The organism is Amycolatopsis sp. WAC 04169, from assembly GCF_003947535.1.
GTDB classification, from domain to species: Bacteria; Actinomycetota; Actinomycetes; order Mycobacteriales; family Pseudonocardiaceae; genus Amycolatopsis; species Amycolatopsis keratiniphila.
This window is the reverse complement of record NZ_QHJI01000007.1, coordinates 404,388-427,908: the sequence shown is the minus strand read 5'-3', so window position 1 is coordinate 427,908 and position 23,521 is coordinate 404,388. Positions and strand designations below refer to the sequence as shown.

General features: G+C 70.7%; 15 protein-coding genes. 9 read left to right on the top strand and 6 right to left on the bottom strand.

The window, feature by feature from the left end; translation table 11 throughout:
• Positions 1-9: 9 nt before the first annotated feature.
• From DMC61_RS21220 to DMC61_RS21200, 5 genes are all read left to right on the top strand, one after another.
• Positions 10-1,386: an MFS transporter gene (locus DMC61_RS21220; protein ID WP_125690769.1), complete on the top strand. Its 1,377-nt coding sequence runs from the start codon at positions 10-12 to the stop codon at positions 1,384-1,386.
• A gap of 170 nt (positions 1,387-1,556) precedes the next feature.
• Positions 1,557-3,317, top strand: coding sequence for a fatty acyl-AMP ligase (locus DMC61_RS21215; RefSeq protein WP_125690768.1), 1,761 nt, complete (start codon positions 1,557-1,559; stop codon positions 3,315-3,317).
• The gene (locus DMC61_RS21210) at positions 3,314-9,733 is read left to right on the top strand and encodes a type I polyketide synthase (RefSeq protein ID WP_125690767.1); all 6,420 of its coding nucleotides are present in this window, start codon (positions 3,314-3,316) and stop codon (positions 9,731-9,733) included. Before DMC61_RS21215 ends, DMC61_RS21210 begins: the two co-directional genes overlap by 4 nt.
• Positions 9,730-11,295, top strand: a complete 1,566-nt coding sequence (locus DMC61_RS21205; RefSeq protein WP_125690766.1) for an acyl-CoA carboxylase subunit beta — start codon at positions 9,730-9,732, stop codon at positions 11,293-11,295. The genes DMC61_RS21210 and DMC61_RS21205 overlap by 4 nt, the downstream gene beginning before the upstream one ends.
• Before the next feature lie 13 nt (positions 11,296-11,308).
• The gene (locus DMC61_RS21200) at positions 11,309-12,286 is read left to right on the top strand and encodes an alpha/beta hydrolase family protein (protein WP_125690765.1); all 978 of its coding nucleotides are present in this window, start codon (positions 11,309-11,311) and stop codon (positions 12,284-12,286) included.
• A gap of 92 nt (positions 12,287-12,378) precedes the next feature.
• Here the strand turns inward: DMC61_RS21200 and DMC61_RS21195 are convergent, their stop codons facing one another.
• Genes DMC61_RS21195 through DMC61_RS21185 form a run of 3 tightly spaced genes read right to left on the bottom strand, consistent with a single transcriptional unit; the run spans position 12,379 to position 14,325 of the window.
• Positions 12,379-13,338, bottom strand: a complete 960-nt coding sequence (locus DMC61_RS21195; RefSeq protein WP_125690764.1) for a pyridoxal-phosphate dependent enzyme — start codon at positions 13,336-13,338, stop codon at positions 12,379-12,381.
• Positions 13,335-13,979: a transcriptional regulator gene (locus tag DMC61_RS21190; protein ID WP_125690763.1), complete on the bottom strand. Its 645-nt coding sequence runs from the start codon at positions 13,977-13,979 to the stop codon at positions 13,335-13,337. Before DMC61_RS21190 ends, DMC61_RS21195 begins: the two co-directional genes overlap by 4 nt.
• Positions 13,972-14,325 carry a RidA family protein gene (locus DMC61_RS21185; RefSeq protein ID WP_063274716.1) on the bottom strand — a complete coding sequence of 118 codons (354 nt, stop codon included), beginning with the start codon at positions 14,323-14,325 and terminating at the stop codon, positions 13,972-13,974. Before DMC61_RS21185 ends, DMC61_RS21190 begins: the two co-directional genes overlap by 8 nt.
• 111 nt (positions 14,326-14,436) lie before the next feature.
• Here DMC61_RS21185 and DMC61_RS21180 point away from each other — a divergent pair, with 111 nt between their 5' ends.
• Complete coding sequence (locus DMC61_RS21180; RefSeq protein WP_016333763.1) at positions 14,437-15,183, top strand: GntR family transcriptional regulator; 747 nt, start codon at positions 14,437-14,439, stop codon at positions 15,181-15,183.
• 81 nt (positions 15,184-15,264) lie between these two features.
• Here DMC61_RS21180 and DMC61_RS21175 read toward each other — a convergent pair whose 3' ends face one another.
• Positions 15,265-16,584 (bottom strand): SLC13 family permease, encoded by a 1,320-nt coding sequence (locus DMC61_RS21175; RefSeq protein WP_125690762.1) that lies wholly within the window; start codon positions 16,582-16,584, stop codon positions 15,265-15,267.
• A 157-nt stretch (positions 16,585-16,741) separates the two neighbouring features.
• Between DMC61_RS21175 and DMC61_RS21170 the strand changes: the two genes are divergently transcribed.
• The 3 genes from DMC61_RS21170 to DMC61_RS21160 are packed head-to-tail and all read left to right on the top strand — an operon-like array spanning position 16,742 to position 21,550.
• Complete coding sequence (locus tag DMC61_RS21170) at positions 16,742-17,908, top strand: alanine--glyoxylate aminotransferase family protein (RefSeq protein WP_125690761.1); 1,167 nt, start codon at positions 16,742-16,744, stop codon at positions 17,906-17,908.
• 10 nt (positions 17,909-17,918) lie between these two features.
• On the top strand, positions 17,919-20,816 hold the full coding sequence (locus tag DMC61_RS21165; RefSeq protein ID WP_125690760.1) for an FAD-binding and (Fe-S)-binding domain-containing protein: 2,898 nt from the start codon (positions 17,919-17,921) through the stop codon (positions 20,814-20,816).
• Positions 20,813-21,550, top strand: coding sequence for a fumarylacetoacetate hydrolase family protein (locus tag DMC61_RS21160; RefSeq protein WP_125690759.1), 738 nt, complete (start codon positions 20,813-20,815; stop codon positions 21,548-21,550). Before DMC61_RS21165 ends, DMC61_RS21160 begins: the two co-directional genes overlap by 4 nt.
• Here the strand turns inward: DMC61_RS21160 and DMC61_RS21155 are convergent.
• Entirely contained in the window at positions 21,547-23,115 is a 1,569-nt protein-coding gene (locus DMC61_RS21155) for a multicopper oxidase family protein (RefSeq protein WP_125690758.1), read from the bottom strand. The genes DMC61_RS21160 and DMC61_RS21155 overlap by 4 nt on opposite strands.
• The gene (locus DMC61_RS21150) at positions 23,112-23,519 is read right to left on the bottom strand and encodes a hypothetical protein (RefSeq protein WP_125690757.1); all 408 of its coding nucleotides are present in this window, start codon (positions 23,517-23,519) and stop codon (positions 23,112-23,114) included. The genes DMC61_RS21155 and DMC61_RS21150 overlap by 4 nt, the downstream gene beginning before the upstream one ends.
• Positions 23,520-23,521 lie beyond the last annotated feature (2 nt).

The window sequence follows — 23,521 nt, the reverse complement described above, 5'->3', positions numbered from 1 at the left end:
GGAGCCGAAATGAGAGCGACGCTCCTCATGATCGGGCTCGGGGCGTTCGTCACCACCCTCGACAACACGATCGTCGCGGCGGGCGCGCCTTCGCTCGCCCGGGAACTCGGGCTCGATCTGCCCACGCTGCAATGGGTGAGCATCGGCTACATGCTCCCGTTCGCCGGGTTGCTGCCGGTGGCGGGGACGCTGGTGGACCGCTGGGGCCAGGCCGCGACCCTGCGGGCCGGGCTGCTCGCGTTCGGCGCCGGGGCGGCGATCGGAGGGTTCGCCACGACGGCGTGGCTCGTCATCGCCGCGCGGATCCTGCAAGGCGCGGCGGCGGCGTTCCTGGTCCCGGCCCTGCTCAGCCTGCTCCGCACCGACCTCGACGCGCGAAGGCGGGCGGTCGGCGCGACGGTCTGGACCGCCTGCCTCGCGGTCGCCCTCGCGCTCGGACCCACGCTCGGCGGCGCGCTGAGCGAATATCTCGGCTGGGGCTGGATCTTCTTCGTCAACCTCCCGTTCGTGGCGGCGATGCTGATGCTGGTGCGCAGGGTCGCCCTCGCGGATCGTGATCCGGCGGCCGGACGGCCCGCCGTGCTGTCCATGCTGGTGCTGACCACCGCGATGGTCCTGGTCACCGCCGCCGTGGTGGAGCTGAACGCGGTGCTCTGCGCGGCGGGGACGGCCTTCGCGATCTGGTTCGTGGTCAGGGAAAGACGCGCGCGGGTGCTGCTGGTGCCGGCGGCACTGACCGGAACGCGGGTGTTCACCGGCGCGCTCACCGTGCAGTTGCTGTGGGGACTGGGGGTTTCGGGCGTCTTCTTCTTCACGCCGTTGCTGCATCAGGAATCCCTCGGCCTCGGGCCGATGCTCGCCGGATTGCCGCTGGTCGTGGTGGCGGTCGCGGTCGTCGCCGCCACGCCGCTGGTGCCCTGGGCGGTACCACGGTGGGGTCCACATCGGACGGTCGCGGTCGGGCTGGCGACGGTGGCCGCCGGACTGCTGGCGCTCGCCGCGGTCAACCATCTGCCGGAAATCCCGCCCAGGGTTCCCGGGCTGGTGCTGATCGGCGCCGGATCGGCCCTGACCACCCCGTTGACCTCGTACGCGCTGGAGATCGTCGCCGAACGGCACGCGGGCACGGCCTCCGGCCTGCTCACCGCGTCCCGTGAACTGTCGAGCGCGCTGGGCGTCGCGCTGATCGGGGCCGTCCTGTCGGTGGTTCGCACGGCCCGGCTCGACGAGGGCGCCGCGGCCGCGCTGGCGGACGGCTACACGGCCGGGCTGCTGACCGCGGCGGCACTGCAACTCGCCGGAGCACTCCTCGCGCTCCGGCTCCTGAATCCCCGAAGTTCGTCCCGAAGTGACAAGCCGGGTGCCCCCTTTCTCACTTCGCGGTGAGCACGTCCGCGCGGGCAACGGCGTTCCATCATCCTTTCATTGACACCCTTCCCGGGACGTCCATACAGTTCCGGGCAGACAAAGAACGGTCTCCGGAATGGAATCCGCTTTCGGCAACGGCGCCGTTCCGAATTCACCCGCTCCTGCTCACGTCGTCAAAACGAGGGGCCATGGAAACCATTTCGGAAACGGTCGTCGCCGCCCGCGGCACGGACGACGCACCCGGTGGGGAATCGTTCGCCACGCTGCTGCGGTACTGGGCGTGGCGGCTCGGCGACGAGGTCGCGGTGACCTACCTCGACCATCGCGCCGGAGCGGACGGCCGCGCGATCAGCCTGTCCTGGCGTGAACTCGACGAGCGCGTCGATCACCTCGCCACCCGGCTGACCGCGTTCACCGGCGCCGGTGACCGGGCCGCGATCCTGGCGCGGCAGTCCGTGGACTACGTCGTCGCCTTCCTCGGCGCGATCCGTGCCGGGCTGGTCGCGGTGCCGCTGTTCGCCCCGGACCTCCCCGGGCACGCGGGCAGGCTGGCCGCCGTGCTCGCCGATTGCGCGCCGAAGGTCGTGCTCACCACCACCGACGGACTCGACGTCGCCGCCGGTTTCCTCGCCTCGACGGCGATCGAGCGCCCCGCCGTGCTCGCCGTCGACACCACAGCTCCGGTCGCGGCCGGTGACCGCTCCTGGCCGCGACCGGAACCGGACGGACTGGCGTACCTGCAGTACACGTCCGGTTCCACGAGGACGCCGGCTGGCGTGATGCTGACCCATCGCAATGCGCTCACCAACGCCCGGCAGGCATGCGACGCGTACGCGATCGAAACCGGGACGACGTCCACCGTCAGCTGGCTGCCGCTCTTCCACGACATGGGCCTGATCCTCGGGATCGGCGCGCCCATGGCGGCGGGGGCGCCGTCGGTCCTGATGGATCCGCTCGCCTTCCTCGAACGTCCGTCACGCTGGCTGCGCGCGCTCTCGGCCAGCCCCGGCGCGATCAGCGCGGCACCCAATTTCGCCTACGCCTACAGCGCTTCCCGCGTGACCGAGGCCGAGAAGAGCTACCTCGAACTGAGCCGGGTCGTCTCGCTCATCAACGGCAGCGAGCCGGTCCTCCCGTCGACGATCGCGAAATTCCACGGCGCCTTCGAGGAATGCGGGCTGCGCCCGGAGGTGCACCGGTCGTCGTACGGACTGGCCGAGGCCACCGTGCTCGTGTCCGTCACCGAGGCGGGCAAGGCGCCGCGAGAGGTCGCCTTCGACCGCGAACAGCTCGCCGCCGGGCTGGCGGCGCCCGCGCTCCCCGGCGCGGTGTCCACCACGCTCGTCTCGTGCGGATTCCCCGCCGGGCAACGGGTCCGCATCGCCGATCCGGTCACCGGCGCGCTGGTCGAACCCGGCAGGGTGGGGGAGATCCAGGTCAACGGCCCGAACGTCGGAGTGGGGTACTGGGGGCGGCCCGCCGCGTCCGACGGTGTCTTCGGCCTGCCGCCGATCGACCCGGAGTCCGGCGCGGGCTGGCTCGCGACCGGGGACCTCGGCGTGCGCTACGACGGCGAACTGTTCATGACCGGCAGGCTCAAGGATCTCGTCATCGTCGACGGCCGCAACCACTATCCGCAGGACATCGAGCAGACCGTGGAGACCCATCCCGCGGTCCGGCCGCATTCCGCCGCGGCGTTCGCGATCGAGCGCGAAGACGGCGAAGCGGCGGTCGTGCTGGCGGAGCGCGCCAAGGGGAGCGAGGCCGACATCGTCGTGGCGAGCGGCGAGATTCGGAGGGCGGTCTCGGCCGCGCACGGCCTGCGGGCGTACGACATCGTCTTCCTCTCGCCAGGCGAGATCCCGCGCACCTCCAGCGGCAAGATCAGCCGGGCGCTGTGCCGGAAGTCCTATCTGGACGGATCGCTGACCGCGCGGCGGCTCGGGTGACCGGCGAGATCCACGCCTGGCTCATCGCGCGGGTGGCCGAGCGGACCGGCACGCCCGCCGGTCAGGTCGACCCCGACCGGCCACTGTACGAGAGCGGGCTTTCCTCCCGCGAGTCGATGGAACTGGCGGCGGAACTGAGCAGGCATCTCGGCCGCCCGCTGCCGCCGACATTGGTGTGGCAGTACCCGACGATCTCCGCGCTCGCCGCCCGTCTGTCCACAGTGGAGGACTCCGCGGTCGTCGAAGGTGAAGGCCGCGAGGAGGAACCGGTCGCGATCGTCGGCATCGGCTGTCGTCTGCCGGGCGGCGCGGACTCCCCGGAGCGGTACTGGCGGCTCCTGGACGCCGGACGCGACGGCATCCGCGAGGTTCCGGAGGACCGCTGGGACACCCCCGCCCGCGGCGGGTTCCTCGGCGACATCGCCGGATTCGACGCCGAGTTCTTCGGCATCACCCCGGGTGAGGCCGAGACGATGGATCCCCAGCAGCGGATGCTGCTCGAAGTCGCGTGGGCGGCGCTGGAACACGCCGGGATCCCGCCGTCCACGCTGCGCGGAAGCCGGACCGGGGTGTTCGTCGGGCTCTCGGCGGGCGAGTACGGACACCTGACGATGGCCGATCCCGCCGCCGTCGACGTCTGGTCCGCCACCGGCGCCGCGACGAGCATCGCCGCGAACCGGCTGTCGTACCTGTTCGACCTGCGCGGCCCCAGCCTCACCCTCGACACCGCGTGCTCGTCTTCGCTGGTCGCGGTGCACCAGGCGGTGCAGAGCCTCCGCCGCGGCGAATGCGGGACGGCGCTCGTCGCCGGGGTGAACCTGCTGCTCTCGCCCGCGGTCACCGCGTCCTTCGAGCGGGCCGGGGTGCTGGCGCCGGACGGGCACTGCAAACCGTTCGACGCCGCCGCCGACGGCATCGCCCGAGGCGAGGGCTGCGGGGTGATCGTGCTGAGACCGCTGAAGGCCGCTCGCCGCGCGGGCGACCGGGTGCTCGCGGTGATCCGCGGCAGCGCGGTCAATTCCGACGGACGGTCGAACGGGCTCGTGGCACCCAGCCCCGGCGCGCAAGCCGACCTGTTGCGTGACGCGTACGCGACGGCGGGCGTCGAACCGTCCTCTGTGGACTACGTGGAGGCGCACGGGACCGGGACCGCGGTGGGCGACCCGATCGAGGCGGGCGCGCTCGGTGAAGTGCTCGGCGCCGGCCGCGAACCCGGCCGCCCGCTGCTGATCGGCTCGGTGAAGGGGAACCTGGGCCATCTGGAAGGCGCGGCGGGGATGGCCGGGCTGATCAAGGTCGTCCTCGCGATGGTCCACCGGCGGCTGCCGCCGACCCCGCACCATCACGAACCCAGCCCGCACATCGATTTCACCGGTCTCCGCCTTCGCGTGGTGGACACCGGGACGGACTGGCCGCGCTACTCCGACGTCGTACGCGCCGGGGTCTCCGCGTTCGGATTCGGCGGCACCAACGCCCACGTCGTCGTCGAAGAATGGCCTGCCGCCTCGTTCGCCGCCCGGGGGAAGGAAACCGAGGGCTCGCGGGTGTTCGCGCTGTCCGCTCGCTCGGCCGAGGTGCTCCGGGCGCGCGCCGCCGATCTGGCGGACTGGCTCGAAGATCCCGCGCACCGCTCGGTCTCGCTGGACACGGTCGCCGCGACGCTGGCCAGGAGCCGGGACCACCTGCCCGTCCGTGGCGCGGTCGTCGCGGAGGGGCGCGACCGGGTGGCCGCCGCCTTGCGGGCGATGACCGCCGGACGTGAGAGCGCCGACGTCGTCTTCGGCGAGGCCGCGCCCGTGTCCGACGTCGTGTTCGTCTTCTCCGGTTACGGCTCCCAGTGGCCCGGGATGGGCCGCGTCCTGCTGCGCACAGAGCCCGCGTTCCGCGCCGAGGTGGAGGCGCTCGACCCGGTGTTCCGGGCCGAAGCCGGCTTCTCCCTGCGCGCGGTGTTCGCCGGCGACCACGACCCGCCGGACCTCGGCGCGACGCAACTCGCGTTGTTCGGTATGCAGCTCGCCCTCGCCGGGCTCTGGCGTGCGCACGGTGTCGTCCCGGCCGCGGTGCTCGGGCATTCGATGGGCGAGGTCGCGGCCGCCGTCGTCGCCGGTGCGCTGGACGTCGCCGAGGGTTTGCGCGTGATGGCCACCCGCGCCCGGCTGCTGGCCGAGGTCGACGCCTCCGGCGACGGCGCGATGGCGGTGGTCGAACTGTCGCCGGCCGAACTCGCCGATCTGGAAGCGGATTTCCCCGGGATCACCGTCGCGGTCTACGCCTCGCCGGTCCAGTGCACCGTCAGCGGCGGAGCCGAGCAGGTCGAGGCGCTGGTGTCGCACGTCGAGAGCCTCGGCAGGCTGGCGAAGCGGCTGCCCGTCGGCGGCGCGGGCCATTCGGAGGCCGTCGACGCCGTTCTCGGCCGGTTCCGTGCCGGGCTCGGCGAGCTGTCCCCGCGACCGGTGGAAATCCCCTGTTACAGCAGTGTTCTCGACGATCCACAAGGGTCGCCGGTGTTCGACGTCGACTACTGGGCGGCGAATCTGCGCCGTCCGGTGCGGTTCAGCCAGGCACTGACGGCGGCGACCGCCGACGGATACGACGTGTTCGTCGAGATCTCGCCGCATCCGGTGGCGCTGGCCGCGATCGAGCAGAGCACCGGCGCGCTCGCCGTGCCGTCGGCGAGCCGCAAGATCGACGAGCGCGTGGCGTTCCTGACCACGCTCGCCCGGCTCCACACCCTCGGGCTGCCCGTCGCGCTCGACGACGGTGGGCCCCGCCCGCTTCCGGTCGAGCTGCCCGCCCCGCGCTGGCGGCACCGGCGGTTCTGGCCGCGGCGCCCGGCGAACCGGGCCGGGGGCACACATCCGTTGCTGGGTGTCCACATCGAACAACCGACCGGCGGCGGGCACCTGTGGCGTGCGGACGTCGGGACCGAGACGCTGCCCTGGCTGGCCGACCACGCGGCGATGGGGGTGCCGCTGTTCCCCGCCGCCGGATTCCTCGAACTCGCGCTCGCGGCGGCGAAATCGGTCCTGCGACCAGGCGGGCAACTCCGCGTCGGCGGCCTCGAACTGCACCGGGTCCTCCCGCTCGCCGCGCATACCGAGGTGACGACCGGCCTGCGCACCGGACCGTCCGAAGTGGACGTCTACGCACGGTCCTCGGACGGCGGCTGGGTGCGGCACGCCACAGCCCGCGTCCGCGACGGGAACACCGCGGTGGTGCCGTTCGGCGCGGTCGGCGACGACGCCAGGCCGATCGACCTGTACCGGCTGCTGGCCGGGATGGGACAGAGTTACGGACCGGCTTTCCGCGGGTTGCGGGACGTCCTGGCCGCACCGGGCAGGGCTTCGGCCTCGATCACCCTGCCCGCCGACGATCCGGCGTACGTCCTGCATCCGGTGATCGCCGACGCCTGCCGGCACGCGCTGGCCGCGGCCGCCGGGGACGTGCTGCGCGAAACCGACGGGGTCTTCCTGCCGCTGACCTTGGGCGAGGTCGTCGTCGCCGGTGACCCACGCCGTGGTGTCCGGGTCGACGCCGTGCTCGACTCGCTCGATCCGGCCGGTGACGGCCTGGTCGGCGGTGTCCAGCTGGTCGATGCCGGCGGTGTCGTCCTGGTCGAGTTCCGCGAGGTCTACTGCCGCCGGTTCCAGCGTTCGGCGCTGCCGGTGCCGATGGCGGAGCTGCTGTTCGAGACGGTCTGGCGGCAGGCCGACCTGCCCTCGGCCGCGCCGGGCCCGCGCCGCTGGGTCGTCCTGCACGAGGACGCGCCGTGGCTGACGGCGTTGCGTGACCGGCTCGCCGGGGACGAACTGGTGACCGTTCCGCTCGGGGATAGGGCGGCGCTGGCGGAAGCCCTGCGAGCCCGTGAGGTCACCGGAGTTCTGGCTTGCCTCGCGTCCGGTGACTTCGACCCGATGCGGGACGCGCGGATGGTCGCGACGCTTTCGGGTGTCGTCGCCGAACTGGTCGAAGGGGCGCCGCGGTTGTGGTTCGTCAGCGCGGGCGCGTCGGCCGTCGAACCCGGCGAGCGTGGAGACCCCGGCCAGGCCTGGCTGCGCGGGCTGGTCCGCGTTCTCGCCTTCGAACATCCCGAACTGCGCGCGAGCCAGGTCGACTTCGACGCCGAGCCGGATCCCGCGCTGCTCTGGGTCGCCAAGCTGGCGGCGGAGCTCCGCGCGGACGCGCCGGACGACGAAATCGCCTGGCGCGAGGGCGTCCGGTACACCCGGGTGCTGGCCCGGCCGGAACTCGGCGACCCAAGCCGCGAAACCGTTGTGCGCGAAGGTGCCTACGTGATCACCGGTGGTCTCGGCGGCCTCGGCCTGGTCGCCGCGGACTGGCTGACCGGACGCGGCGCGAGCAGGCTCGTCCTCTCCGGACGGCGTGGCGCGAGCCCCGCCGTCGAACCGCTGCTGGCGGATTTGCGTGACCAGGGCGTCGACGTCCGCGTGGTGGCGGGTGACATCGCAGCGCCAGGGACGGCCGAAGCGTTGGTCGCGGCGGCGATCGATGGCGGCCTGCCGTTGCGTGGCGTGCTGCACGCGGCCGGTGTGCTGTCCGACGGTGCCGCCGTCAACCTCGACGAAGACGCCGTCGAGGCGGTCTGGCGCGCGAAAGCGCTGGGGGCGTGGCGTTTGCACGAAGCGACGGCCGGGCACGAACTCGACTGGTGGCTGACGTACTCGTCGGCGGCCGCGCTGTTCGGATCGCCGGGTCAGGCGGCCTACGCCACCGCGAACGCGTGGGTGGACGCGCTCGTCGCGTGGCGCCGGGCTGCCGGATTGCCGGCCGCGACCATCGGCTGGGGTGCCTGGGGCGAGGCCGGAGCGGCCGTCGGCAACCGCAACCCCGTCCTCGAACCGCTCGGTACGGAGGAAGCGCTGGCGGCGTTGGACGCCGTGCTGCGCCGCGACCGCGCCTCGACCGGGATCGCCCGCGTCGACGCCGGAACCGTCCTGGCCCTGTTCCCGCGATTGGCCGGACGGCCCTTCTTCGAGATCCTGGTTCCGGGGGAGGAACCGGCCACTGGACCGTCCACTTGGGACGGACTGGACGCGCTGCGGGCGGTCCTGCCCGAAGCGGCGCGCGAGATGCTGGCCGACTACCTGGCGGGGCTCGTCGCCGGGATGCTCGGCCTCGCCGCGGACGAGATCGACCGGAACGCGCCGCTCACCCGGCTCGGCCTGGATTCGCTCACCGCGATGCGCGCCAGGGGAGTCGTGGAACGCGATTTCGGCCTGCCGCTGCCGATCCCGCTGCTGTTGCGTGGTGCGAGCCTCGGCGAACTCGCCGACCATCTCGCGGAACAGGCCGGGTTCCGCGAGGCGGACCCGCGGCCCGCCTCGCCGGGTGCGGCCGTCGGGCCACGTGACCCGGCCGAACGCTGGATCGCCCGGCACTGGCAGGCGGAACTCGGCGGCGCGGAACCCGGCGTCCACGACGACTTCTTCGCCGCCGGTGGCGACGCGGAAGCGGCCGAGCGGCTGCGCGCCGTTTTCGCCGGGCAGCTCGGAGCCGTCCCTGACGGGCTGTTCGCCACGCCGACGATCGCCGCGATGGCCGATCTGCTGCGCGACGCGATCGAGGGACGCGGCGGCTGCCCTGTCCGGCCGCTGCGCGAGGGCGGCACGGATCCGGTGTTCCTCTTCCATCCGGCGGGCGGCCCGACGAGCGTCTACGAAGGGCTCGTCCGCCTGCTGCCGGAGGGCAGGCCCGTCTACGGGCTCGAACGGATCGACGAAGAGGACACGGTCGAGGACAAGGCCGAGTGCTATCTCGAACTGATCAGGGAGATCCAGCCGCAAGGCCCGTACCGGCTGGGTGGCTGGTCGTTCGGCGGCTGCCTCGCCTACGAGACCGCCCGGCGGCTGACGGCGGCGGGGGAGCGGGTCGATCTCGTGTTCCTGATCGACAGCATCCTGCCGCTGCCCGCGCCGGGGAAGCCGGCGCACGAGATCCTGCTGGACCGGTTCGACCGCTTCGCCGAACACATCGAGCGGACCTACGGCGTCCCGCTGGACATCCCGCGCGAGGATCTCGTCCGGCTCGGCGACGACGAACAGATCCGGCTGGTGATCAGCAAGCTGGCCGAGCAGGTGCCCGGGATGGGGCACGGGGTGCTGCGGCATCAGTACGAGTCCTATGTGGACGCGCGGGTCGCGGAACGGTACGAGCCGGAACCGTATGCCGGGCCGGTGTTGCTGATCCGCGCGCAGGAGCCGCATCCGCTGACCACCACCCTCGACCCGCGGTACCTGCGCACGGACGAGTCCCTCGGCTGGGACGCCTTCTGCGCGGATCTGGAGGTCGTACGGGTGCCGGGCGATCACCTGTCGATGATCGACCCGCCGCACGTCGAGGTGGTCGCCGCCGCGCTCGCGGCCCGGCTGGGGGCACCCAAGGCGGCGCGGCCATGACCGACACGACGGCGTTCCGGATCGCCGACCTCGCCGCCCGTCAGGAAGATCTCCGGATCGCCGAGAAACGAGCCGTCGACCGGCAGCACGCCAAGGGCAAGCTGACCGCGCGCGAACGCGTCGAGCTGTTGCTGGATCAGGGTTCCTTCGTCGAGCTCGACCAGTTCGCCCGGCATCGGTGCACCGAGTTCGGGATGGACGCCAACCGGCCGTACGGCGACGGAGTGGTGACCGGGCACGGCACGGTCGACGGCAGGCAGGTCTGTGTGTTCTCCCAGGACTTCACCGTGTTCGGCGGCAGCATGGGCGAGGTCTTCGGCGAGAAGGTCCTCAAGGTGATGGACCTGGCGATGACGCTGGGCTGTCCCGTGGTCGGCATCAACGACTCCGGCGGCGCCCGTATCCAAGAGGGCGTCGTCTCGCTGGCCTACTACGCCGAACTTGGCAGGCGGAACGCGCTCGCGTCCGGTGTCATCCCGCAGATCTCGCTGATCATGGGACCGTGCGCGGGCGGGGCGGTGTACTCGCCGGCGATCACCGACTTCACCGTGATGGTGGACGAGACCGCGCACATGTTCGTCACCGGCCCGGACGTCGTGCACGCCGTCAGCGGCGAGCGGGTCTCCGCCCAGCGGCTCGGCGGCGCCGCGGTGAACAGCGAGGTCTCCGGGAACGCCCACCACCGGGCCGCCGACGAGCACGACGCGATCGACTGGGTGCAGACGTTGCTCGGGTATCTGCCGTCCAACAACCTCGACGCTGCCCCGGAATACGCCGACGAGACCGATCCCGGACTCACCGCCGCCGATCTCGAACTCGACCGGCTGGTGCCCGACTCGCTGAACCAGGTCTACGACATGACCGAGGTGATCTCGCGGCTCGTCGACGACGGCGAGTTCACCGAGATCCACAGTGCCTTCGCGCCGAACATGATCTGCGCGTTCGGCCGGATGCGGGGCCGCACGGTCGGGGTCGTGGCGAACCAGCCGTGGCACCAGGCGGGCGTGATCGACATCGACGCCTCGGAGAAGGCGGCGCGATTCGTCCGGTTCTGCGACGCGTTCGGCATCCCGATCCTCACCCTCGCCGACGTTCCCGGCTACCTGCCGGGTGAGGCACAGGAACGGCACGGGATCATCCGCCGCGGCGCCAAACTGATCTACGCCTACGGCGAGGCGACCGTGCCGAAGGTGACCGTGGTGATCCGCAAGGCCTACGGCGGCGGCTACGCGGTGATGGGGTCGAAACACCTCGGCGCGGACGTCAACCTGGCTTGGCCCACCGCCGAGATCGCGGTGATGGGCGCCGAGGGCGCGGTGCGGGTGCTCCATCGACACGAACTCGCCGCACTGCCACCGGAACAGCGGACCGCCGAACGACGGCGGCTCACCGAGGCGTACCGCGAACGGTACTCGAACCCTTATCTGGCGGCGGAACGCGGCTACGTCGACCAGGTCATCGCGCCGTCGCAGACCCGCCTCCAGGTGGCGAGGGCCCTGCACGCGTTGCGGACCAAACGGCAGACCCTCCCGGCCAAGAAGCACGGAAACATCCCGTTGTGAGCGAGGAGAAGTGATGAAGCGAACCCGGCGGTGGGGTCTGCTGGCGCTGGCCATGGTGGCCCTGCTCGGAAGCCCGGTCCCCGCGAGCGCGGCGCCCGCGCCGGTGTCCGCCGACAACGGGGCGAAGGTCGTCGAGGAGACCTGGCTGGACGCGCGCACGGTCGATCTCAAGATCAGTTCGCCCGCGCTCGGCACCACCGGTATGGTCCGCCTGCTGGTGCCGACCGGCTGGGCCGCGCAACCCATGCGGACCTGGCCGACGCTGTACCTGCTGCACGGCTGCTGCGAACCGGTCGACTACCGCTCGTGGGATCAGTTCACCGACGTCAAGGCGTTCACCGCCGACAAGGACGCCCTCGTCGTCATGCCGACGGGCGGCCCGGCCGGCATGTACACGAAGTGGTGGAACTTCGGGCTCAGGAGCACTCCCGACTGGGACACCTTCCACACCCTGGAGGTGCGGCAGATCGTCGAACGCGGCTACCGGGCGGGCACCCGCCGGGCGGTCGCGGGCTTGTCGATCGGCGGCTACGGCGCGCTCGCGTATTCGTACAAGCACAAGGGGATGTTCGCCGCGGCGGCGTCCTACAGCGGGGTGCCGAACACCCTCAATCAGGGCGCGCCGCTGTTCATCCAGGGAATCCTGGCCCGCGCGGGGATCTTCAACTACCTGGAGCTCTGGGGCGACAGCTGGGGGATGCGACCGATCTGGACGGCGAACAACCCGTACGACAACATCGACGGCCTGCGCGGCACGGCACTCTACATCTCGTGCGGGAACGGCAAGACCGGTCCGCTCGACCCGCCCGGCCAGTCCGACATCTTCGAACCGCAGGCGCTGGCTTCCTCGGTGACCTTCACGGATCGGTTGAAGGCCAAGGGGATTCCGGCGACCGTCGACTACTACGGCGACGGCACGCACAGCTGGCCGTACTGGCAGCGGGCGCTGCGGAACTCCTGGCCGGTGCTGGCGGGCGGGCTCGGCTTGTGAGCGCAAGTCCGTGAAGGCCTCCTTGAGGGACCCAGAGTCCCTCAAGGAGGCCTTCACGGACAGCCGCATTCAGAGGACGAAATGCGGGGAGGTCAGCCGGCGATCAGCTCGGCGAAGCGTTCCGGGCTGACGTTCCCGCCGCTGATGATCACCCCGACCCGGCCCGACGCGGGAATCCGGCCGCTGAGCAGCGCGGCGAGACCGGTCGCCCCGCTCGGTTCGATGACGAGCTTCAGCCGTTCGAACGCGAACCGCATCGCGTCCCGGACCTGCTCGTCGGTGACCAGCGCGATGTCGTCCACGAGCCGCCGGTTGATCGAGAACGTCAGTTCGCCGGGGACGGAAGCGGCCTGGCCGTCGGCGATCGTCCGCGGCACCGGGATCGACACGCGTTCGCCCGCCTCGAGCGAGCGTTTGGTGTCGTCACCCGCGGCGGGTTCGACGCCGACCACCCGGATACCGGGCCGCACGGCCTTCGCGGCGGTCGAGCTGCCCGCGATCAGGCCGCCACCACCGACCGGGACGACGAGCGTGTCCAGGGATTCGGTGTCCTCCAGCAGTTCCAGCGCCGCCGTGCCCTGTCCCGCGATCACGTGCGGGTGCTCGTAGGGCGGGATGAGCGCGAGACCGCGGTCGGCCGCCAGCGCCTCGCCGATGGCGACGCGGTCGCCGGTGTACCGGTCGTAGGTGACGATCTCGGCGCCGTAACCCGCGGTGGCGTCCTTTTTGGACTGCGGGGTGTCCTCCGGGATCAGGATCACCGCGCTGCTGCCGAGTTCGCGCGCGGCGAGCGCGACGGCCTGCGCGTGGTTGCCCGAGGAGTACGCGGCGATGCCCTTGGCCAGCTGTTCCGGCGAGAGCCGGGAGGCGGCGTTGTACGCGCCACGGAACTTGAAGGCCCCGACGCGCTGAAGGTTCTCGCACTTGATGAAGACCTCGGCGCCGACGAGCTCGTCGAGGGTGCGGGAACGCACGACCGGGGTCCGGTGCGCGACCCCGGCCAGCTGGGCGGCCGCGTCGCGGATGTCGTCGATGGTCACGGGGGCGGTCATGATGCTCCTTGTTCACGGATTTCGGCGAGATAGTTGTAGGCGGAGGCGCGGGAGATCCCGATCCGCGCCGCGACCTGGGGTACGGCCCGCCGCACGGCGAACACTCCCCGTGCGTGCAGGCTGCGGAACAGATCGAGACGTTCTTCGCGGTTGAGGGCGGTCCACGGTTTGTTCAGCCGGAGTTGATGCTCGTCGACGATCGCGTCCACCACGGCGTCGACGTCGTCGCCGAAGGTGGTGGTCGGCGTTTCGGCCGCGGTGCCGACGTCGGCGAGTTCGCCGACGAGGGTTCGTAGCTGGCCCAGAGCGGTGACGTCGAGGTTCACGCACAGCGCGCCGAACACCGAGCCGCCGCTGTCGCGCAGCAGCATGGTCGAAGACTTCACGAGCTTCCCGGACGCCGTCCGCGTGACGTAGTTCAGCTGGTCTTCGGCGTCGTCGCCGCGGGCGAGCAGGCCCATGCCGATCTCGCTCATCGAGCCGCCCACGGTGCGGTCGGTCACCGAGCCGGCGATTGCGACCACCGACTTCTCCGGGCGGCGGAAGTCGTGTACCACGACCTCGCAGAACGAACCGAGCGTCGCCGCGATGCCATCGGCGACCGGGGCGAGCGCGTCGAGGATCGCGTCCTGCTCAGACATCGCGTACTCGGGCGAGGGCCTCGACTTCGACGACGCCGCCGTAGGGCAGGGAAGCGACCCCGACACAGGTACGGGCGGGCCTGGGTTCCGAGAAGAACTCCTCGTAGACCCGGTTGAGGCCGTCGCGGTCGGCGATGTCGGTCAGGTAGACCACGACCTTCACCACGTCCGCGCGGGTCGCGCCCACCGAACGCAGCGCGGCGTCGAGGTTGGCGAAGGCCTGTGGGCATTCGGCGTCGAATCCGCCGGGTACCAGCGCCCCGGTCTCGGTCACGCCGAGCCGTCCGGACACGGAAACCAGGTCGCCGCTGCGGAAGGCGGGCGGATACGGATGCTCGTTGGTCACGAGACCGACTGTATAAGTGCTGGACGGATTGTCCAACCGATTAAGAAGTGACCTACCGCTCACACGTGCCGACGGTGATTGATATACCGTATACAGACAGGGAGGGGTTCGATGACCACGAGTTCCGCCGATGCCGTGCAGGACGAGGACGGCCGGATCGTCGCGCCGCCGAGCATGGCCGACCTGGCCACCCGTGCGCTGCGCGCGATGATACTTTCCGGCGAACTCCCGCCCGGCACGCGTTTGGTCGAGGCCAAACTCACCGAGCGGCTCGGGGTTTCCCGGCCGCCGCTGCGCGAAGCGTTGCAGGTCTTGGCCTTCGAAGGACTCGTCGTGCCCCATCCGCGGCGCGGCGTCATCGTCCGCCCGCTCACCCGCCACGACGTCTACGAAATCGTCACCCTGCGCGAAGAACTCGAAGCCTTCGCCGTCCGGATCGGGATCCCGGTCCGCTCGCCGGAGCGGCTGCAAGCCTGCCGGGATGCTCTCGCCGCGTTCGAACAGGCGGGCCGCGACGGCGACGAAGGTGTGTTCACGCAACGGAAGTACGACTTCCATCAGTCGATCGTCGCGCTCGCAGGGCACGAGCGGGTCACCGAGGCCTATCGCGCGCTTTCCCTGCAGATGCAGTTGTGCATGGCCCTCAACCGCAGTGCCCGCCGCGACGGCGAATCGTTGATGCAGAACGTCGAGCGGCACCGCGAGCTGCTCACGATCATCGAGGGCGGCGACCCGGACGCGGTGTTGCGGGCGCTGGCCGATCACGGTCACGGCAGCTTCCTCGACGCGGTGGTGGATCAGCTCGACGGCGGCACTCCCGATTCGGAACGCTGGCTGGCCGAGCGCCGGAGCCGGTAGCAGAACGGCGCGGGTGGTCGTGAGTGGCGTATCGGGTTCTAACCCGAACCGCCACTCACGACCGCATGGGCCGCCTCAGCCTCAGCCGGGCAGGATGAACAGCAGCCAGGTCGCGATCGGCGCGATCGCGCACATGCTGAATCCCCAGATCATCAAGCCCCGGAACACTTTGTCGTTCTGCCCGGCGGGCGCGTTGGCCACGACCAGCGCGCCGCTGGTGGAGAACGGCGACGAGTCGACGACCGAGGACGAGATCGCCAGCGCGATGATCATGCCGACCGCGCCGACCTCGCCCGCCAGCAGGAACGGCACCGCGAGCGGGATGAGCGCGCCGAGGATCCCGGTCGTCGACGCGAACGCCGACACCACCGCGCCGATCGCGCAGATCAGGATCGCGGCCAGCAGCGGTGAACCGATCCGCGTCACCAGGTTGCCGAGCCAGTCGATCGTGCCGACCCGCTCCATCAGCGAGACGAAGGTGACGATCCCGCAGATCAACAGCACCGTCGGCCACGCCACCTCGCCGACGGCCGCCTTGGCCGATCCCGGCGAGACCAGCGACAGCACCGTCGCCACGGTCAGCGCGGTGAAGCCGACGTCGAGTTTGAACACCAGCGCGCCCACCGCGAGCGCCGCCAGCCCGATCAGCGTGAACACGTGGTCGCGTGTGAGCGGGAGTCGTTCTTCGGGCTCGTCGGTGCCGCCGCTCGAAGGCGTGGGGTCGCCGGTCATCGTCGTCACCGTCGAGGAACCGCTGTGCGCGAGCGCGGCGACCTTGGGTTCGGCCGATGACCGGCGGATCAGTTCGCGGCCGCCGAAGAGGAAGAACACCACGACACTCAGCGCCAGGTTGAAGACGAAGGAAGACGCGAAGAGCAGTCCCGGATCACTCGGCAGGTTGTCGCGCGCGACGACGCCGTTGACGATGCTGCCGAAGATGCTGATGGGGGAGAAGCCGCCCGCGCTGGCGCCGTTGATGATCAGCAGGCCCATCAGCATCGGGTTGATCGAGTAGCGGCGGGCGAATCCCATGCCGATCGGCGCGATGATCGCCACCGCCGCCGGCACCACCGCGCCGACCGCGGTCGGGGCCGCGGTGACCACGAACATCACCCACGGGATCAGGGCGATCCGCCCGCCGACGGCGCGCACCACCAGATGCACGAGCCGGTCGACGGTGCCGTTGCCTTTGGCGATCGCGAACAGCAGTGTCACCCCGACCAGGATGACGAAGAGGTCGCCGGGAAAGCCCGAGACGATGTCGTCGGTGCTCTCTCCGGCGAAGGCCGTGCCGATCACGAAGGCGGCGACGAACGCCAGCGCTCCCATGTGGACGGGGAGCACGGTCGCGATCAGGAAGACCAGGGCGAGCGCCACGACTGTGACGAGTTGTATGGACATCGGAATCCTCTGCGGTCGGCGCTGACACATTCAGGGAATCGGGTCGAAGTCGGTCCGGGTACCCCCTCGACGGAGTTCGGTACACGGTATACCGTTCAGGCGGTGGGACCAAGGTTTCACTCCGTGCAACCTTTCGAAGCCGAGCGTGGAGGCGCACATGACATACGCGGCCGGACGGCACTTCCTGCAGATCCCGGGGCCGACGAACGTTCCCGACGTGGTGCTCCGGGCGATGTCGGCGGCGACCATCGATCACCGCGGACCGGAGTTCCAGGAACTGGCGACGCGGCTGTTACGCGACATCAGGCCCGTCTTCGGCACGAAGAACCCGGTCGTCATCTACCCCGCCACCGGGACCGGCGCGTGGGAAGCGGCGCTCACCAACACCCTCAGCCCCGGCGACACCGTCCTGGCTTTCGAGACCGGCCATTTCGCCACGCTGTGGCGGGAAATGGCGCAGGGGCTCGGCCTGCGCGTCGACTTCGTGTCCGGTGACTGGCGGCGTGGCGCCGACCCCGAGGTGGTCGCCGAGAGGCTCGCCGCCGACACCGCGCATCGGATCAAGGCCGTTTGCGTGGTCCACAACGAGACGTCCACCGGTGTCACCAGCCGGATCCCGGAGATCCGCGCCGCGATGGACGCCGCCGGGCATCCCGCGCTGCTGCTGGTCGACACCATCTCGTCGCTGGGCTCGATCGACTACCGGCACGACGAATGGGGCGTCGACGTCACCGTCGCGGGCTCACAGAAAGGCCTCATGCTCCCGCCGGGCATGAGCTTCAACGCCATCAGCGACAAGGCCCTCGACGCCGCCAAGACCGCGAGCCTGCCGAAGATCTTCTGGGACTGGGGGCCCATGCTCACCGCGAACGAACGCGGATTCTTCCCCTATACCCCCAACACCAACCTCATGTACGGCCTGCGGGAGGCCTTGCGGCTGCTCTACGAAGAGGGTCTCGAGAACGTCTTCGCGCGCCACGCCCGGCACGCGGCCGCCACCCGCGCCGCCGTCCGGGGCTGGGGCCTGGAGGTCCTGTGCCAGGACGAGCGCGAGCATTCCGCGGCGCTGACCGCCGTCCTGATGCCCGAGGGGATCGACGCCGACAAGGTCCGCGCGCTCATCCTGGACCGGTTCGACCTGTCCTTGGGCGCGGGGCTGGGCAAACTCGCCGGGAAGATCTTCCGGATCGGGCATCTCGGCGCGTTCAACGACCTCACCCTCGCCGGCACGCTCGCGGGAGTCCAAATGGGACTGACGCTCGCCGGCGTGCCCGCCGATCCACGCGGGCTGCAGGACGCCCTCGAACTGCTGCAGAACGACTGAGGGCCGGCCGATGACCAGCCTTCTCGAAGAAGCGTTGCGCGCCCGGATCGACGGGGAAGTCGCCTTCGACGACTACACGCGGCACCTGTTCTCCCGCGACGCGAGCATGTACTCGATCATGCCGCGCGGGGTCGTGTTCCCCGTCGATCAGGAGGACGTCGCCGCGGCCGTCGCCACCGCGGCGGAGTTCGGCGTGCCCGTCGTCGCGCGCGGGGCGGGCACCAGCCTGGCCGGGCAGACCGTCGGCCCCGGTCTGGTGCTCGACCTTTCGCGGCACATGAACCGCATCATCGCACTCGATCCCGTCGCGCGGACCGCCGTCGTCGAACCCGGCGTCGTCCAGGACCAGCTCAACCAGGCGGTGGCCGCGCACGGGCTGATGTTCGGGCCCGACACCTCCACCAGCAACCGCGCCACGATCGGCGGCATGGTCGGCAACAACTCGGCGGGGTCCGGATCGCTGACCTTCGGCATGACCATCGATCACGTCCGCGCGCTGGACGTCGTCCTCGCCGACGGCTCCACCGCCCGGCTGGAGCCGGTGAGCGAGTCCGAACGCTTGCGGCGTGCCGAGGCGGACACGCTCGAAGGCCGGATCTACCGCGAACTCCCCGAACTCGTCACCGCGCACGAGGACGCCATCGCCAAGGGCATGCCGTTGTTCTGGCGGCGCGCGTGCGGCTACCGGCTCGACCGGCTCTCCGGGTACGGCGACGGGAAACCCTTCGACCTGGCCAAATTCGTCGTCGGGGCGGAGGGCACGCTCGTGCTGGCCACCCGGATCGAGGTCGACCTGGTGCCCAAGCCGAAGAAGACCGTCTACGCGGTCGGGCATTTCGAGACCACGCACGGCGCGATTTCGGCGACGCTCGACGCGCTCAGCTGCGGGCCGCATCAGGTCGAGATGATGGACAAGACGATCCTCGACCTGTCGCGGCGGAAGATCGAGTACGCCGACCTCGGCAACCATCTCGTCGGCGATCCGGAGGCGCTGCTGTTCGTGTCGTTTTCCGGCGACGACGAGACCGTGCTGGCGGCCAAACTCGACGAGGTCGCCGCGCTCTGGGAGCGCGACGGGCACGGCTATCACACGCTCAAGCTCGTCACGGCCGCCGAACAGGCGGCGCTGCTCAAGGTGCGCAAGTCCAGCCTCGGCCTGCTGATGGCGGCGGGCGAGGGGACCAAACGGCCATTGGCGTTCATCGAGGACACCGCCGTCGCTCCGGAGCATCTCGCGGAGTACACCGCGCGGTTCAAGGAAATCCTCGACGAGCACCACCTGGAAGCCGGGTTCTACGGTCATTGTTCGGTCGGCTGCCTGCACATCCGGCCGTTCGTCGACCTCACCGACCCCGCCCAGGTCGACACGATGCGCACGGTCGCGGAGAAGATCAAGGATCTCGTGGCCGAATTCGGCGGCGTGAACTCGTCCGAACACGGCGACGGCCTCGCCCGCTCGGAGTTCAACCGCGAGATCTTCGGCGACGAACTCTACGAAGCCATGCGCCAGGTCAAGAAACTCTTCGATCCCGCGGGCACGATGAACCCCGGCAAGATCGTCGACGCGCCTTCGATGACCGAGAACCTGCGCGACCGTGACGCCCTGCCGCCCGCGCCGCCGCTGCGGACGATGCTGTCGTTCGAGGTCGTCGGCGGGATGCGCGACGCCGCCGACCGCTGCATGAACATCGGGTTGTGCCGCAAGACCACCGGTGGCGTGATGTGCCCGTCGTACCAGGTCACCCTGCAGGAGGAGCATTCCACGCGCGGCCGGGCCAACGCGTTGGTCAAGGCGCTCTCCGAACCGGACCCGAAGGCCGCGCTCGGCGGGGAACGCCTGCACGAGATCCTCGACCTGTGCCTGATGTGCAAGGCGTGCAAGAGCGAATGCCCGATGAGCGTCGACATGGCCTCGCTCAAGGCCGAAACCCTGTACCAGCACCATGAGGAACACGGCACGCCGCTGCGGTCCCGGATCTTCGGCTCGATCCGGTTCCTCAACCGGCTCGGCTCGGCCACCGCGCCACTGTCCAATGTGCCCGGTCGGCTCGGTCCGCTCCGCCGACTCATGGAACGGACCGTCGGCATCAAGGCCGAACGTCCGCTGCCGAAGTTCGTCCGGGACAACCTGATGCGCTGGAACCGCCGCCGGGTGACGGCGCCGGGGACGGTGGGCACGGTCAACTGGCTGGCGGACTCCTTCACCACCTTCACCGAACCGCAGATCGGCAAGGCGGCCATCGAACTGCTCGAAAGCGCGGGCTGGGCGGTGGAACTCGCGTCCGGGGGCTGCTGCGGACGGTCGAGCCTGTCCAAAGGCCTGCTGGACGATGCCAAGAAGAAGGCCACCGGACTGGTCACGTCCTTGACCCGCGACACCGAGCCGGGATCGCCGATCGTCGGCTGTGAGCCGTCGTGCGTGTTCACCTTGCGCGACGAGACCTTGGCACTGCTGCCGGATCTTCCCGAAGCGCGTCAGGTCAAGGAGCGGGTCCGGCAGGTCGAGGAACTGCTCGTGGAGGCCATCGACGACGGCAGGCTGAACCTGCCGGAACGTTCGTGGCTGAGTGGGCGCCGCGTGGTCTTCCACGGCCACTGTCACCAGAAGGCGGAGGTCGGCACCGCCGCCACCATGGCGCTGCTGCGCCGCATCCCGGGACTGGAGGTCGCCGAGATCGACTCCGGCTGCTGCGGCATGGCGGGTTCCTTCGGCTTCGAGGCCGAGCATTACGAGACGTCGATGGCCGTCGGCCGCGACCGGCTTTTCCCCGCGCTGGAGCGGGAACCGGCCGGAACACTGGTCGCGGCCACCGGCGTTTCGTGCCGTCAACAGATCTTCCACGGAGCGGGGCGCACGGCGTGGCATCCGCTCGAACTGGTCCGGGAAGCGCTGGGCGGTCCGGCATGAGGCTGATCCGCTTCGACGCGGAGGGAACCGCCCGGAGCGGCTGCGTCGAGAACGACGTCGTGCGTGCTTACGACCCGGACACCGGGCCCGGCGAGGTCATCGGTCCGCTGTCCGGGGTCCGGCTGCTCGCGCCGTGCGAGCCGCGCACGATCGTCTGCGTCGGCAGCAACTATCCCTGCCAGCTGGAGGAAAAGGGGCGCCCGTGGCCGGAGCGGCCCGCCCTGTTCCTCAAGGCGCCGAACGCCGTGACCGGTCCGGGGCAGCCGATCCTGCACCCACCCGAGGTCGAACGCCTGGAGTACGAGGGCGAACTGGCCGTCGTCATCGGCAGGACCGCGCGGAACCTGACCGTCGACGACGCCGCCGAGCACGTCCTCGGCTACACCTGCGCGAACGACGTCACCGCGCACGACTGGCGGGCCGATGGCCAATGGGCACGGGCCAAGAGCGCCGACACGTTCCTGCCGCTCGGGCCCTGGATCACCACCGACATCGAAAACGGAGACCTCGAGGTGACCACGCGGATCAACGATCGACTCGCCCAGCGCTCCACCACCCGGGAGATGATCTTCGGGGTGCCGGAGATCCTCGCGTGGGTGACCCGCTGGTTCACCCTGCGCCCCGGCGACGTGGTGCTCACCGGCAGCCCGGCCGGGGTCGGGCCGATGAAGCCGGGGGACGAGGTCACCGTCGCGATCGAGGGCGTCGGGGAGCTGACCAACCCGGTCCGCTAGACCACCTCGAAGTTCGCCATCATCGCCATGTCCTCGTGTTCGGCGTTGTGGCAATGGAAGACGTACCGGCCGCGATAGCCGTCGAAGCGGGCGATGACCTCGGCCGACTCGCCCGGCGCCAGATCGACGGTGTCCTTGATGCCGCCGTCGAACGGCCCCGGAGGCCGCCCGCCCCGCGAAAGGATCCGGAAGCCCACCAGATGCAGGTGCACGGGATGGTGGATGTCGGCGACGAACCGCCAGATCTCCGTGTCGCCGAGGCGCGGGCTCGCCGACATCAGGTCCGGCGAGAAGGGTTCGCCGCCGATCACCCAGCCCGCGCGACCGTGGACGGTGCCCGCGCGGAACGAGAAGTCGCGCGTGGTCGTGGCCTGTTCGCGGGTGAGCGGCGGGATCTCGCTGAGCTTGGCGGGAACTCGGCTGTCGTCCGCCGCACGGCGCGCGACGACGAATCGCATGACCTGCGCGGTCGAGCCGGTGCCGAGCCGGTTCACGAGGGTGACTTCGGTGCCGACCGGATACCGGCCGAAGTCGACGACGACGTCGTACCGTTCCGCGGGAGCGATGGGGAGATGGTCGTGTGCGCGCGGCGCGTCGAGCAGGCCCTGGTCGGCGCCGATCTGCACGAATCCGCCTCCGCCGGGCGGCGGCGGGTCGAGCGCCAGGTCGTACCGCCGCGCGTTGGAGCCGTTGAGGAGACGCAGCCGATACCGCACGGCGGCGACCTCGTGCACCGGCCACGGCGCGCCGTTGACGAGGATCACGTCGCCGAAAACACCCTCCACGTAAGCACTTTCGACACCCGGTGTGGTCCGCAGCGACCGGTCGAGGGAGGGATAGGCGAACTCGCCGTGCTCGTCGAAGGAACGGTCGGCGATCATCAGCGGCAGTTCACGTTCCCCGGACGGGAGCCCGAGGGCGTCTTCCTCGTCGTCGCGGATCAGGTGGAATCCGGCCAGGCCCCGGTACACGGCCGGACCGGTGAAGTCCATCCGGTGGTCGTGGTACCACAGCGTCGCGGCCCGTTGCCGCAGCGGGAAGACGTAGTCGCGCTCGCCGTTCGAGATCCGGGCACGGCTGTCGACCATGCCGTGTCCGGCGTGCGCGGTGCTCCAGCCCGACCGCGGCAGGACGAGATCGGTCGGGTAGCCGTCGGAGTCGGCAGGCGTGTGCCCGCCGTGGAGGTGGACCACGGTCGGCACCGGAAGTTCGTTGCGATGGTGCGCCACCACCGTCCGGTCCCGCCGCGATTCGATCGTCGGGCCAGGGAAGATCCCGTCGTAGCCCCAGATCGGTGTCCGGACGCCCGGCAGGATCTCGGCCGTGGCCGCCCGCTGGGTGATGGTGTAGTGATCGGCGTCGGCGGTCCTTTGTGGACGCAGGACCGGCGGGATCGGCAGCGGCACCCGGAACGGTTCCGGCAGGGGGAGCCCGCTGCGCAGCAGCTCACCGGTCCCCGGTGCGCCTTGCGCGAGCAGGCGGGGAGCCGCGATCCCGGCGGCGGCGAGGACACCGGCCCCGCCGGCGAGCCCGAGGAAGGTCCTGCGGGGAAGGCGGCGGCTCATCGGCGGGCCCGCCAGGTCTGCGGGCGCCAGACGGCGATGGTCGTCAGGATCGCTCCGGTGACCAGCGCGACGCCGAGGGGGACGTGCAGATCGAGCGCGCCCGCCATCCCGGCGAGGTACTGCGCGGTCTCGCCCGCCGCGAGCAGCAGGCTGATCCAGAACAGCCAGCGCGGTCCGCGGGTCAGCCAGAGGACCAAGGCCGCGATGATCTGCGCGTACGCCAGGTACGACACCGCGTCCGCGCCCCAACGGTGCAGCCACAGCATGTCGTAATCGCCGCCGAGATAGCCGCCGGCGAACACCGGCTGGCCGATGATCGCGACGGCGTGGGCGCTCACCAGCACCCGGTTCACCACCAGCGTCCCGTTCGCCTTCCGGCTCGGGCTGGTCAGGGTTTCACTCACGC